Annotated in this window: 13 protein-coding genes; 8 read left to right on the forward strand and 5 right to left on the reverse strand. The window is 67.6% G+C overall.

Features of this window, described 5'->3' with window-relative positions:
* Nucleotides 1-17: 17 nt before the first annotated feature.
* Complete coding sequence (gene era, locus GPX89_RS30550; protein WP_157391118.1) at nucleotides 18-959, forward strand: GTPase Era; 942 nt, start codon at nucleotides 18-20, stop codon at nucleotides 957-959.
* A 72-nt stretch (nucleotides 960-1,031) separates the two neighbouring features.
* Here era and GPX89_RS30555 read toward each other — a convergent pair whose 3' ends face one another.
* A complete protein-coding gene (locus tag GPX89_RS30555) occupies nucleotides 1,032-2,447 on the reverse strand; it encodes an amidase (RefSeq protein WP_157391119.1) in 1,416 nt (471 codons plus the stop codon).
* Between the two features lie 429 nt (nucleotides 2,448-2,876).
* Here GPX89_RS30555 and recO point away from each other — a divergent pair, with 429 nt between their 5' ends.
* The 4 genes from recO (at nucleotide 2,877) to GPX89_RS30575 (ending at nucleotide 6,254) form a co-directional block, all read left to right on the forward strand.
* Nucleotides 2,877-3,650, forward strand: a complete 774-nt coding sequence (gene recO / locus GPX89_RS30560; RefSeq protein WP_328602469.1) for a DNA repair protein RecO — start codon at nucleotides 2,877-2,879, stop codon at nucleotides 3,648-3,650.
* A gap of 97 nt (nucleotides 3,651-3,747) precedes the next feature.
* Nucleotides 3,748-4,968, forward strand: coding sequence for an arylsulfotransferase family protein (locus tag GPX89_RS30565; protein ID WP_328602470.1), 1,221 nt, complete (start codon nucleotides 3,748-3,750; stop codon nucleotides 4,966-4,968).
* A 78-nt stretch (nucleotides 4,969-5,046) separates the two neighbouring features.
* Nucleotides 5,047-5,850: an isoprenyl transferase gene (locus GPX89_RS30570; RefSeq protein WP_157391121.1), complete on the forward strand. Its 804-nt coding sequence runs from the start codon at nucleotides 5,047-5,049 to the stop codon at nucleotides 5,848-5,850.
* Nucleotides 5,847-6,254, forward strand: a complete 408-nt coding sequence (locus tag GPX89_RS30575) for a hypothetical protein (protein WP_407939500.1) — start codon at nucleotides 5,847-5,849, stop codon at nucleotides 6,252-6,254. Before GPX89_RS30570 ends, GPX89_RS30575 begins: the two co-directional genes overlap by 4 nt.
* Nucleotides 6,255-6,419: 165 nt before the next feature.
* Here GPX89_RS30575 and GPX89_RS30580 read toward each other — a convergent pair whose 3' ends face one another.
* Nucleotides 6,420-7,058, reverse strand: a complete 639-nt coding sequence (locus tag GPX89_RS30580; RefSeq protein WP_157391122.1) for a TetR/AcrR family transcriptional regulator — start codon at nucleotides 7,056-7,058, stop codon at nucleotides 6,420-6,422.
* A gap of 103 nt (nucleotides 7,059-7,161) precedes the next feature.
* Between GPX89_RS30580 and GPX89_RS30585 the strand changes: the two genes are divergently transcribed.
* The gene (locus tag GPX89_RS30585) at nucleotides 7,162-8,130 is read left to right on the forward strand and encodes an ABC transporter permease (protein ID WP_157391123.1); all 969 of its coding nucleotides are present in this window, start codon (nucleotides 7,162-7,164) and stop codon (nucleotides 8,128-8,130) included.
* 265 nt (nucleotides 8,131-8,395) lie between these two features.
* On the opposite strand, the gene GPX89_RS30590 is transcribed toward GPX89_RS30585, so the two are convergent.
* From GPX89_RS30590 to GPX89_RS30600, 3 genes are all read right to left on the reverse strand, one after another.
* Nucleotides 8,396-8,809, reverse strand: a complete 414-nt coding sequence (locus GPX89_RS30590) for a Fur family transcriptional regulator (RefSeq protein ID WP_328602471.1) — start codon at nucleotides 8,807-8,809, stop codon at nucleotides 8,396-8,398.
* 3 nt (nucleotides 8,810-8,812) lie between these two features.
* Nucleotides 8,813-9,208 carry an ArsR/SmtB family transcription factor gene (locus GPX89_RS30595; RefSeq protein WP_157391124.1) on the reverse strand — a complete coding sequence of 132 codons (396 nt, stop codon included), beginning with the start codon at nucleotides 9,206-9,208 and terminating at the stop codon, nucleotides 8,813-8,815.
* 90 nt (nucleotides 9,209-9,298) lie between these two features.
* On the reverse strand, nucleotides 9,299-9,775 hold the full coding sequence (locus GPX89_RS30600; RefSeq protein WP_157391125.1) for a hypothetical protein: 477 nt from the start codon (nucleotides 9,773-9,775) through the stop codon (nucleotides 9,299-9,301).
* Nucleotides 9,776-9,981: 206 nt separating this feature from the next.
* On the opposite strand from GPX89_RS30600, the gene GPX89_RS30605 reads away from it, so the two are divergent.
* Complete coding sequence (locus GPX89_RS30605) at nucleotides 9,982-11,373, forward strand: glycine--tRNA ligase (RefSeq protein ID WP_328602472.1); 1,392 nt, start codon at nucleotides 9,982-9,984, stop codon at nucleotides 11,371-11,373.
* A gap of 192 nt (nucleotides 11,374-11,565) precedes the next feature.
* Nucleotides 11,566-12,276: a DUF6875 domain-containing protein gene (locus GPX89_RS30610; protein ID WP_235948351.1), complete on the forward strand. Its 711-nt coding sequence runs from the start codon at nucleotides 11,566-11,568 to the stop codon at nucleotides 12,274-12,276.
* The last annotated feature ends 6 nt before the right edge of the window (nucleotides 12,277-12,282 follow it).

Below are 12,282 nucleotides of genomic sequence, written 5' to 3' on the forward strand. Positions count from 1 at the left end.
GAATCGGAGGTCTTCGAATGAGTGGCAAGGACGAATTCCGTTCCGGCTTCGTGTGTTTCGTCGGCCGGCCGAACACCGGCAAGTCGACGCTCACCAATGCCATGGTGGGGCAGAAGATCGCCATCACCTCCTCGCGCCCGCAGACCACCCGGCACACCATTCGCGGCATCGTGCATCGCGAGCACGCGCAGCTGATCCTGGTCGACACCCCGGGCCTGCACCGGCCGCGCACGCTGCTCGGCCAGCGACTCAACGACCTTGTCCGCGACACGTATTCGGAAGTCGACGTGATCGCGGTCTGCATTCCGGCCGACGAGAAGATCGGCCCCGGCGACCGCTGGATCGTCGAGCAGATCAAGACCATGGCGCCCAAGACCACCCTGCTCGGCGTGGTCACCAAGATCGACAAGGTGAGCCGCGACCAGGTCGCCCACCAGCTGATGGCCGTCTCCGCGCTGCTGGGTCCCGAGGCCGAGGTGGTTCCGGTCTCCGCGGTCAAGGGCGAGCAGGTCGAGGTGCTCATCGACGTCATCGCCTCGCAGATGCCCGAGGGCCCGGCCTTCTATCCGGACGGCGAGCTCACCGACGAGCCCGAGGAAGTCCTGATGGCCGAGCTCATTCGCGAGGCGGCCCTCGAGGGCGTCCGCGACGAGCTCCCGCACTCGCTGGCCGTGGTGATCGAAGAGGTCCTCGAGCGCGAGGAGAACGAGGACACCGAAACCGACGGCCGCCGCTCCCACGAGGGCATGCTCGACGTCCACGCCCTGCTGTACGTGGAACGCCCCAGCCAGAAGGCCATCATCATCGGCAAGGGCGGTGCGCGCCTCAAAGAGGTGGGCACCAACGCGCGCAAGCAGATCGAGCACATCCTCGGCACCCGCATCTACCTCCACCTGCACGTGAAGGTCGCCAAGGACTGGCAGCGCGACCCGAAGCAACTCGGCAAGCTCGGCTTCTAGAGCACCCGAACACCGATCGGGCCCGCCGCGAATCTCGCGGCGGGCCCGACCTTTTCCGGAAATGGGGTGGGTTCAGGGCTGGGGCCACCAGGGGGTCGGGCGGGTCTTGTGCCACTCGAGCTCCGATTCGAGCTGGGCGGCAACGGAAACCAGGAGGGGTTCGGAGTTGGCCGGGCCCATCAGCTGGGAGCCGACCGGGAGGCCGGTGGCGGTGAAGCCGGAGGGGACGTTGACCGCGGGCCAGCCCAGGACGTTCCACGGCCAGGTGTACGGGCATGCGGCGGTGATCAGCTCGTCGGTGGCCCAGTTGCCGATGCTGTCGATTTCGTGGACACCCGGGGGCGGGGTGGCGGTGGTCGGGGCGAGAACCAGGTCGAAGTCGTCGAAGATCCGGCCGATTCGCCTGCGCAGCAACGGTTCTGCCTGGCGGGCCGCGAACAGCAGGGGAGAGAGCAGGCGGCCGACGGCGGCATTGTGAGTGGTGCGGGGGTCGACCTGTGCGCCCTGGAGGCGTTGGAGCGCCTGGTTGACGCCGGTCAGGGAGCGGGGGAGGAAGCTCGCGCCCGCGAGGACGCCGTAGTGCACATCGGCGATGGTGACCTGGTGGCCGAGGCGGCGCAGGGTGTTCGCGGTGGCGTGGACGCGGGCCTCGACCTCGCGATCGAGCCGGGTCTTGGTGGCGGTGAACGGGATTCGCAGCGACAGCGCGATGCGCAGGCGGCCCGGATCGCGGCCGACGGCGTCGGAGACGCGCACGGCGGGCGGGGTGTGCAGATCGCCCGGGTGAGGTCCCGACGCGGCGTCCAGGAGCAGCGCGGCGTCGGCGACGGTGCGGGCGAGGGGCCCGTTCACGGTGAGACCGTAGAAGGCTTCCGGCAGGGGCCAGGTCGAGATGCGGCCGCGCTGGGGCTTGATGCCGACCAGGTTGTTCCACGCGGCGGGGATGCGGACCGAGCCCGCGCCGTCGGAACCCAGTGCGGCGGGCACCAATCCGGCCGCCACGGCCGCGCCGGAGCCGCCCGAGGAGCCGCCGGGGGTGTGGTCGCCGTGCCACGGATTCCTGGTGTGCCCGAAGGCGTCTCCGCTGGTGAACGGCAGTTGCCCGAGTTCGCAGGTGTTGGTCTTGCCGACGATGACCGCACCGGCCGCGCGCAGTCGCCGAACCGATTCCGCGTCTTCGGTTTTCACCGGGAAGTCGCCGCCGCAGCCGAAGGCTGTCGGGGTTCCGGCCAGATCGGTGTCGTCCTTGATGGCGAGTGGCACACCGAGCAGCGGATCCCGTTGTCCGGCAGCGAGTTTGCGATCCGCTTCGGCCGCCTCGGTGAGCGCCTCGGCCCGCCGGACGATCCGGAATGCGTTGAGCGCGTCCTGGCTTGCCTCGATCCGATCGAGGACGGCGGTGGTCGCCTCCACCGAGGTGAGTGTGCCGTCCGCCAGTGCCGCCGCGAGTTGCGCCAGTCCGAGCTCGCCAACCGACGCCATCGTCATGTGAACCCCGTCTCTTTCGTACTCGGGGGTAACATAGCGCGATTCTGGTCACACGTCCAACGTCTGATGGCGTGATCGGCCGGGCAGTGGCCGATCACGCCTCATCGGCAACGCGGGCAGGGCGCAGCCGATGGCTCGGACGACCTCCGGCCCACCCCTCCGGGGCCGGAGGGCAGACGGGAAGACTCGGGCGTCGCGCAGGCCGCACCCGCGGGGCGGGCGAGGCGCAGCGATCGGGGAGCGGAGGCCCGGCCGAAATGAGCGGGGGTCGGGCGCATGAGAGCTCCTCCGGGAGGGACGGATCCGAGTCGGCTCGGTGGTCACCCACAGCATCCGAAGTCCCACCAACCACTCACCAACGAACTTCTAATCGGCACACGCGCGGTGACTCGTCACCGCCCGGTCGGTCGTGCGTGCGAGACTGTTGCGGTGCGGTTGTATCGGGATCATGCGGTGGTGCTGCGCCAGCACAAGCTGGGCGAGGCGGATCGCATTGTCACGTTGCTGACCCGCCAGCACGGTCTGGTTCGCGCGGTGGCCAAGGGGGTTCGCCGCACCCGGTCCAAATTCGGTGCGCGGCTGGAGCCTTTCGCCTACGTGGACGTGCAGCTGCATCCGGGCCGCAATCTCGACACCGTGACCCAGGTCCACACGGTCGAGACCTTCGCCGCCGACATCGTGGCCGACTACGGCCGCTACACCACCGCCTGCGCGGTCCTCGAAACCGCCGAACGCCTGGCGGGTGAGGAGGGCGCACCGGCCCCCCGCCTGCACACGCTCACCGCGGGCGCGCTGCGCGCCATCGCCCTGGGCCGCCGCCCCCACGAACTGATCCTCGACGCGTTCCTGTTGCGCGCCATGGGTTTCGCGGGCTGGGCCCCGGCGCTGGACGACTGCGCCCGCTGCGCCACCCCCGGCCCCCACCGCGCCTTCCACGTGGCCGCGGGCGGCGCGGTCTGCGTGCACTGCCGCCCGCCCGGCGCGGCCACCCCCATGCTCGGCGTCCTCGACCACATGAGCGCCCTCAACCGCGGCGACTGGTCCGGCATCGACACCATCCCCGACACCCTGCGCCGCCAGGCCAGCGGCCTCATCGCCGCCCACCTGCAGTGGCACCTCGAACGCCAGCTCCGCACCCTCCCGCTCATCGAACGCACCCGCCCCCACGCGGCCGTCGAGCGCGCCGAAGCCGCCCTCGGCTGACCCTGGGAGTCCCGGTCAGCGGGTGCGTGAACGGGGTTCCGGATCAGTGAGATTCGATACAGAGACCTCGCACGCCGGTCGGCCTAGAGTTCACGGCGTGTTCGTGTCGGATAGTCGAAAGTTCTCGCGCCGCCTGCCGGTGTCGTTGGCCGCCGTGTCCGTTCTCGTCGCCGCGTGCGCCGGGGCGGCGGGGGCCCAGCCGGTCGCGCCGAGTCTGCCGTTCGGCGGGTTCGCGTACACGGTGAAGACCGAGAACGCCGGGGAGCAGGGTGACGGGTACGTCTACTACACCAGCGGTGTGAGTGCCGCGGCGCTGGTGCCGGGGGCCGGGACCGTGGCGCAGGCGCTGCCGGGCGGGCGGCCCGCGAATATCGTCGCCGATCGGTCGGGCAAGGAGATCAAGCGGTACGAACCGCCTGCGGGGCAGGATGTTTCGAACTTCCGGACGCAGGTCTACCAGGGGCGGAAGGTGTTCACCTGGTGGCAGGGGAGCACCGTGGCCGGGCACGGGGCCGGTGTGGGGATCATCGCCGATGAGAATTTCGATGTGCTCGCGACCGTCGATCCGGGTGGGGCGGGCGCGGATGTGCACGAGTTCCGGCTGACGCCCGACGGGCATGCGCTGCTGACCTCGTACCCGCAGGTCCAAGCCGATCTCACGGCCATCGGCGGTCCGGCCGACGGGAAGATGTTCGATACCGTCGCGCTGGTCATCGATGTCGCCTCGGGCAAGCAGCTGTTTCGGTGGAGCGCGGCCGAGCATGTGCCGCTGAGTGATTCGGAGACCTCCGGCAAGCTCACCGGGGACGTCTACGACCCGTACCACATGAACTCGATCAGCCTCGATCCGTCGGGGAATCTGGTGGTGTCGCTGCGCAATACGGCCGCGGTGTACGACGTCGACCCGAATTCCGGGGATATTCGCTGGCAGCTGGGCGGCAAGCATCCGACGCTGACCGCCGATCCGGGAGTGGAATTCGCTTTCCAGCACGACGCCGAATTCTCCGACGCGTCGACGCTGCGGCTGTTCAACAACAATTCGAGCGGTCCGGCCGAGACTCGCGGCGCGTCGAGTGTGGAGTGGATCCATATCGACGAGGCGAACCACAGCGCCACCCTGGTCCGCAATCAACAGCATCCGGAGGGACTGGTCTCCATGGCCATGGGCAATGCCCAGGCCCTGCCCAACGGTGACACCTTCGTCAGCTGGGGCATGACCCCGCGCATCTCGGAATTCAGCCCCACCGGGGAACTGGTCTACGACGCGGCGCTGCCGTTCGGTTCCTACCGCGCTTACTTCGACACGCTGCCGGGCTGAGCGCTGTTCGTGGCGAAAATGTAGAGGTCCGGTGGGAATGGAGTGGGTGCCGTTCGGCGGCCCGGGGCGTCGGGCAGGATGGTGGGCGTGATCGGTAACCGCAAATCCTCGACTGAACAGCGCACCGTGCGTCCCCCGTCGCCGCATCCCTCCGGCGCGACGCCGCCCGCCATCCCGGCCGAGTTCGTGCCCAGGCATGTGGCGCTGGTGATGGACGGCAACGGGCGCTGGGCGCAGGAGCGCGGGCTGCCGCGGACCGCGGGCCACGAGCGCGGCGAGGCAGTGCTCATGGACACCGTCGAGGGCTGCATCGAGATCGGCGTGAAGTGGCTGTCGGCGTACGCGTTCTCGACCGAGAACTGGAAGCGCAGCCCGGACGAGGTGCGGTTCCTCATGGGCTTCAACCGCGACGTGATCCGCCGCCGCCGCGACGAGATGCACGAGATGGGCGTGCGGGTGCGCTGGGCGGGACGGCGACCGCGCCTGTGGCGCAGCGTGATCAAGGAATTGGAGATCGCGGAGGAGCTGACGCAGGACAATACGGTGATGACCCTCACCATGTGCGTCAACTACGGCGGTCGCGCCGAGATCGCCGACGCCGCACGGGAAATCGCGCGCCGGGTGGCCGCCGGGGAGCTCGACCCGGAGAAGATCACCGAGGCCACCGTGGCCCGCTACCTCGACGAACCCGATATGCCCGATGTGGATCTGTTCCTGCGGCCTTCCGGCGAGCTGCGCAGCTCCAACTTCCTGATCTGGCAGTCCGCGTACGCCGAATTCGTGTACCAGCACACGCTTTTCCCCGATTTCGACCGCCGCAATCTCTGGGACGCCTGCCTGGAGTTCGCCAAGCGGGACCGCCGCTTCGGAGGTGTGAAGTGACCGATCAGCTCACCCCGGCCGAGGAGCTCCAGCTCCGCGCCAAGAACCTGCTCGAGCGCTACGGCGTCGACGTGCGCGAGGAGGAGGCGGCGCTCGGCTTCGAATACGAAGGCGCGCTGTGCTCGCTGCGTGCGGTCAACCTGTCGCCGGGGCTGGATGTCCTCGCCCTCATGTGCATCCTGGCCTGGGACCGCCCGCTGAAGCCCCAGCTGCACAAGCGCGTCGCCGAACGCAACGCCACTCTCCAGTTCGGCACGCTCACCGTGGTTTCCCGGGAGAAGGAGGCCGACGTCATTCTGCGCTACACCTTCCCGGCCGCGGGGCTCGAGGATGAGCCCCTGGCGACGATTCTGCTGCTGACGCTCTCCGGTGCGAGTCGCGCGCGACAAGGGCTGCTGCCGTAGGGGATTCGCCCCCGTCCCGGGGTTTTGCGTTCCGAACCGCTCGTCGGTCCGGCGTGCCTGGAAAAAGATACAAAACAGCCCCGTGGATGCCCTCCCGGGGCTGTCTTCATCGGTTTTCAAGATCAACATGCGATTTGGTGTGGCATTTGTCTGGTTTGCCGACACTTATTGCATGTTGATCTTGGTTGCGGTCGCGGTCGCGGTGGCGCGGCGGTAGTCGGGGAGGATCGCGGTGATGCCGCGGGCGAAGGTCTCGGGGTCGGCGTCGCCGAGGATGAGGTGCTGGAGGATGAAGCCGGGGAGCAGGCCGAGGAAGATCTTGGCTACCGCGTCGGTGTCGGCGTCCGGGGGGAGCCAGCCGGCCTCGCGCATGCGTTCGGCGTAGTCGAACCAGAGGCGGCGGATGCCGAGGATGTTGGTGCGGATGTAGTCGGCGATATTGGGATCGGTGAGGGCCAGGGACCAGGACTGCGGGATGATCCGGACCGGGCCGCCGGGGACGCTGAGGCGGACGATCTCGTCGCACATCAGGCGGACCAGGTCGGGGGGAGTGGGTAGCGGGTCGCTGTAGACGGCCTCGGTGAGGGAGGCGCGCAGGTCGACGGTGGCCTCGCTGGCGAGGTCCTTGATGATGTCGTCCTTGGACTTGAAGTAGCGGTAGACCGCACCGGCGGAGAGCCCGGATTCGGCGAAGACGTCCTGCATGGTGGTGGCGTGCAGGCCCTTGCGGGCGAAGCAGATCTGGGCGGCGTCGAGGATCTGCTGCCTGCGGCGTTCCAGGTGTTCCTCGCTGACTCTGGGCATGCGCCCAAAGTAAAACGAATATCCGTTCTTGACAAGGTGACAGCCTGATGTCAGCCTTGTCCCAACAAAAAGAACGAACCTTCGCTTTTCTTTGGGATCGGACATGAAACCAGTGCAACGCGCGGTCGCGCTCGGCCTCGCCGCGGCCGTCATCCAAGCCCTCATGCTCATCGCCTTCGCGTGGCCCGCCGCTCGCATCGCGCCCCGCGATCTCCCCATCGCCATCAGCGGCCCGCAGGCGACCGCCGTCGCCCAACAGCTCGAAGCCCACGAACCTGGTGGGTTCGACATCCGCACCGTCGCAGACGAATCCGCCGCTCGTGACGCCATCGCACACCGGGATGCCTACGGCGCCATACTGACCGGCGGCCAGCCTCGCGTCCTCATCGCCTCGGCCGCGAGTCCGATTGTCGCCCAGCAGCTCTCGGGCTTCGCCCAGCAGTTGAACGGCGCCCAACCGGCTCCGGTGCAGGATGTGGTCGCCGCCGATCCGCACGATCCGCGCGGAACCGGCTTCGGCGCAATGGTTCTCCCGCTGGTCATGTCCGGCCTGGCCGGAGGAGTCCTGCTGAGCCTGTTGGTGCCGTCGGTGCGGGCCCGCGCTCTCGGCCTGCTCATCTTCGCGATCGCCGGTGGCCTGCTGAGCATGTCGATCGTCCAGGGCTGGCTGCACCTGCTGCCGGGCTCCTACCTGACCATGGCCTCGATCAGCGGCCTGGTCTCGTTCGCGGTCGCCGGAACCGTGGCCGGTCTGGCCGCCGTGATCGGCCCGGCGGGCATCGGAATCGCGGCCCTCACCATGCTGTTGGTCGGAAACCCGTTCTCCGGAGCCACTTCCGCGCCGGAACTGCTCCCCAAGCCCTGGGGCACCCTCGGTCAGCTGCTCCCGCCCGGCGCCGCCGCCACCCTGCTGCGCTCGGTCGCCTTCTTCGGCGACGCCTCGATCACCGGCCCGCTGACGGTCCTATCGGGCTGGGCCGCAGCCGCTCTGGTTCTGCTCGGCATCGGCCATCTGCGGACCTCGCGCCCGGCCGCTGCCGAGGCTGCCGCGGACCTCGTCCCCGCCTCCTGATCGCGAGTCCATCCTCGATCCGGCGTGCATTTGGCCGGAATCCACCACCGTGACTGTGGATCCCGGCCGAAAGCGCGCCGGTATGACGATGTGGTGCGACCCGGGAGACGATGGGATGGGACTCGGGGAGACGATGCGGTGCGGTCCGGGATGACGGAGTGGTGCGACCAGGGTGACGGAGTGGTGCGACTCGGGATGACCAGGTCGTGCAGCGAAAGAGAGCGCGCCCCTGCGTTTTACGCAGGGGCGCGCCTTCTCGTCGTGCTCAGCCCTTGGCGTGGCAGCAGTCCTTGCAGGTGCCGAAGATCTCCATGGTGTGGCTGATATCGGTGAACCCGTGCTCGGTGGCGATGGAATCGGCCCAGGCCTCCACCGTTGGCCCCTCCACCTCGACGGTCCGCCCGCACTGCCGGCAGACCAGGTGGTGGTGATGTCCGGTAGAGCACTGCCGGTACACCGATTCGCCGGTGTCGGTGCGCAAGACGTCGACCATCCCGGCGTCGGCCAGCGACTGCAGCGTCCGGTAGACGGTGGTCAGCCCGATGCCCTCACCGCGCTTGCGGAGTTCGTCGTGCAGTTCCTGCGCGGAACGGAATTCGTCGATGTCGGCCAGCAGCGCGGCGATCGCGCTGCGCTGGCGGGTGCTGCGGACCCCGACGGTCTTCTCGGACGTTCCCACGAATCACCCTTCCTCGGCGTGCGCGACGGCGTCGATGACGATGTGCGCGAGATGCTCGTCGACCAGTTCGTAGATGACCTCGCGCCCGGTGCGCTCGCCGCGCACGACCCCGGCGGACTTGAGGATCCGCAGGTGCTGGCTGATCAGCGGCTGGGTCACCCCGAGGGTGTCGACGAGTTCGTGGACGCAGCGCGGTGATTCGCGTAGTTGCAGCACGATGGCGATGCGCACCGGCGCGGCGAGCGCGCGCAGCAGTTCGCCGGCGGAGTCGAGAATGGTGCGCGAGGGCACCGCCGGTGGCTGGGGCGACCGGTACGGGTACGGGTCGTGGGGGATCGCGGCCGGGGTCTCCGTCGCGACGTGCGAGCGCCGGATGGGTGCGCCGCTGTCCGTGGTCATCGAACCAACTCCTTATTGGAAACCGATGCCATTCTTATATGCACGGGTACGCATGTCAAACAAGGGCTCGGCGAGTCGGTCCGGCCGGGTTCAGCAGCCTTTGTCCTGCGGGATCGGGACGTTGGGGTCGAAGTAGTACTCGTCCGAGTGCTTCTGCGTCCCCAGCAGCCGCTTCGGATCGCTGTAGCCGGGATCAACTGTTTGGCGCGGTCCGCGGTCCATGGCGGTGGCGACGGTCTCGGCCGAGTACCGCCCGACGGGGGCGGCCGGTGGCGGCTGGATTCCGGCCGCGCCTTCGAGCCAGGCCGCGGCGGGCGTGTTGTCGAACGGATGCTTCGGGTCGACCGGGTCGACCTTGTTCACGGTGGGTGAGACGGTCGCGCTGGATCCGTCCGAAGGGGACTGGAACATCGACAGCAGATAACCGCCGCCGAACAGGAGACCCAGCACCCCGCCCACCCAGAGCACCCCGGCGATCCAGGGTTTGAACCGATGAGCGCGGCGTGCGCGGCGCTCGGCGCGCCGAGCCCAGTCGTCGTCGAACTGCCCGCTGGGGAAATCCCTCATCGCACCGACCCCCGTCGTACCGCCGTACGGTCGCGACCACCGGTCGGTTCGGCGGAACCGACCGGTGTCGCCGTTCCACTATCGCGGGTCGTGACGGCGATCGCATCCCCTGCTTGTAGGGGCACTGGGTGCAAACTCGATTGCTGCGGACCGATAGTCTGGTGTCAATCCTTTCAATCTTCCGGACACGGATGGAGAACTGTTCAGTGGCACCCAAGTCGAAGGTGGACACCGTCGCCAATCTCGCCAAGCGTCGGGGTCTCGTGTACCCGAGCGGTGAGATCTACGGCGGAACGAAGTCGGCCTGGGATTACGGCCCGCTGGGCGTGGAGCTCAAGGAGAACATCAAGCGGCAGTGGTGGCGGTCCATGGTGACCAGCCGCGACGACGTGGTCGGCCTCGACTCGTCGATCATCCTGCCGCGTCAGGTGTGGGTGGCCTCGGGTCACGTCGCGGTGTTCAACGACCCGCTGGTGGAGTGCCTGCACTGCCACAAGCGGCACCGGCAGGACCACCTGCAGGAGGCGTACGCCGAGAAGCACAAGATCGACGACCCGGACTCGGTGTCCATGGAGCTCATCGTGTGCCCCGACTGCGGCACCGTGGGCCAGTGGACCGAGCCCAAGGACTTCAACATGATGCTGAAGACCTACCTGGGCCCGATCGAATCCGAAGAGGGCATGCACTACCTGCGCCCGGAGACCGCGCAGGGCATCTTCGTCAACTACGACAATGTCGCCACCACCGCGCGCAAGAAGCCGCCGTTCGGCATCGCGCAGATCGGCAAGTCGTTCCGCAACGAGATCACGCCGGGCAACTTCATCTTCCGCACCCGCGAGTTCGAGCAGATGGAGATGGAGTTCTTCGTCAAGCCGGGCGAGGACGAGCAGTGGCACCAGTACTGGATCGACACCCGCATGGCCTGGTACACCGACCTGGGCATCGATCCGGAGAACCTGCGGCTCTACGAGCACCCGAAGGAGAAGCTGTCCCACTACTCCACCCGCACGGTGGACATCGAGTACCGCTTCCGCTTCGCGGGCAGCGAGTGGGGTGAGCTCGAGGGCGTCGCCAACCGCACCGACTTCGACCTGAAGACCCACTCCGAGCATTCGGGCAAGGACCTGGTCTACTTCGACCAGCAGACCGGCGAGCGCTACACCCCGTACGTGATCGAACCCGCGGCCGGTCTGACCCGCTCGCTCATGGCCTTCCTGGTAGACGCGTACCACGTCGAGCAGGTGCCGACGGCCAAGGGCGGGGTCGAGGATCGCACCACGTTGCGCCTGGATCCGCGGCTCGCGCCCGTCAAGGCGGCTGTACTGCCTTTGTCGCGGAATGCGGACCTCTCGCCCAAGGCCAAAGACCTTGCTGCGCAGTTGCGCCGGAACTGGAACGTGGACTTCGACGACGCCGGGGCGATCGGCCGCCGTTACCGTCGCCAGGACGAGATCGGCACCCCGTTCTGCATCACGGTCGACTTCGACACGCTGGAGGATCAGGCCGTCACCGTGCGTGAACGGGACTCGATGGCCCAGGAGCGCGTGGCTCTCGATCAAGTAGAGGGCTACCTGGCCGCGCGCCTCATCGGCGCCTGAACCAGAGTTCACTGAAAAGACCGGTCAATGCCTGACCGGTCTTTTCTTTATTCCATTGCCCCCGAAATTCGGGGCGGTATCTGGAAATTGGGTACCCCACTACTCGTGTTAACGGCCCATGACCGGGGGACTATTTAGGGGTGTGGGCAACGGCGCCAATCTATGCCGTAGCTCGATCATCCGAGGTGAGTCATGAGCGAGCGTGTTATCGGCCCCCGCTCGGGGCTGCAATGGGTCTCATTGGGGGACACCGGATCATCCTGCCCAGCCGCCCGGTCCACGGTGACGGCTTTTCGATCTTGGGCTGATTCCTTTCTGACCCAACCCAGTGACGAACTGGGAAGAGACGGGCCGGTGTGCCCGTATGTCAGGCCGTCGATGCGGCGCGATCTGCTATGGATGGCGCAGGTCCCGGCGGCGCGGCCGAGGCCGATGTGGTTGCGGGCCATCATTCGCGACGCATTGGAGGTTTATCCCGAACTGCCCACGGGGAACGGCAGTTCCACGTCCGTGTTACGCGGGCTGATCACCGTATTTCCGAATATGACGGATTATACGCTGATCGATGAAATACATTCGGAATTCAAGAGCAACTTCGTCGAACGCGGCTTCATGCTCGGGCAGTTTTATCCGGGCTGCGATCAACCGGGCTTGTGGAACAAGGAGTTTCGGCCATTGGACGGCCCGCTGCCAATGTTGGTGGTGCGCAGCATGATGACGACCGATTTCCCGTTCCTGCTCGACCGACCGGAATGGGCCGACGCCTATGTGCGCAAGTTCGCGCCGACGCTGCCCGCGCACGTGCGCTCGGTCATGGTGAGCCGCTTGACATCTCGGCCCGCCTCCTGGGTGCCCGCCTACGAGGTGCAGCCAGAAGACGAATCCTGCTCGACCAGCAGATAGGTCTGT

The sequence above is a fragment of the Nocardia terrae genome (assembly GCF_009760405.1).
In the GTDB taxonomy this organism is placed as follows: Bacteria; Actinomycetota; Actinomycetes; order Mycobacteriales; family Mycobacteriaceae; genus Nocardia; species Nocardia terrae.

Coding starts and splice junctions, on each gene's coding strand:
- GPX89_RS30580 (WP_157391122.1), bottom strand. CDS start 7,058: ATGCCCAGAGTCAGCGAGGAACACCTGGAACGCCGCAGGCAGCAGATC.
- GPX89_RS30570 (WP_157391121.1), top strand. CDS start 5,047: ATGGTGGGCGTGATCGGTAACCGCAAATCCTCGACTGAACAGCGCACC.
- GPX89_RS30555 (WP_157391119.1), bottom strand. CDS start 2,447: ATGACGATGGCGTCGGTTGGCGAGCTCGGACTGGCGCAACTCGCGGCG.
- GPX89_RS30595 (WP_157391124.1), bottom strand. CDS start 9,208: ATGACCACGGACAGCGGCGCACCCATCCGGCGCTCGCACGTCGCGACG.
- era (WP_157391118.1), top strand. CDS start 18: ATGAGTGGCAAGGACGAATTCCGTTCCGGCTTCGTGTGTTTCGTCGGC.
- GPX89_RS30600 (WP_157391125.1), bottom strand. CDS start 9,775: ATGAGGGATTTCCCCAGCGGGCAGTTCGACGACGACTGGGCTCGGCGC.
- GPX89_RS30585 (WP_157391123.1), top strand. CDS start 7,162: ATGAAACCAGTGCAACGCGCGGTCGCGCTCGGCCTCGCCGCGGCCGTC.
- GPX89_RS30610 (WP_235948351.1), top strand. CDS start 11,566: ATGAGCGAGCGTGTTATCGGCCCCCGCTCGGGGCTGCAATGGGTCTCA.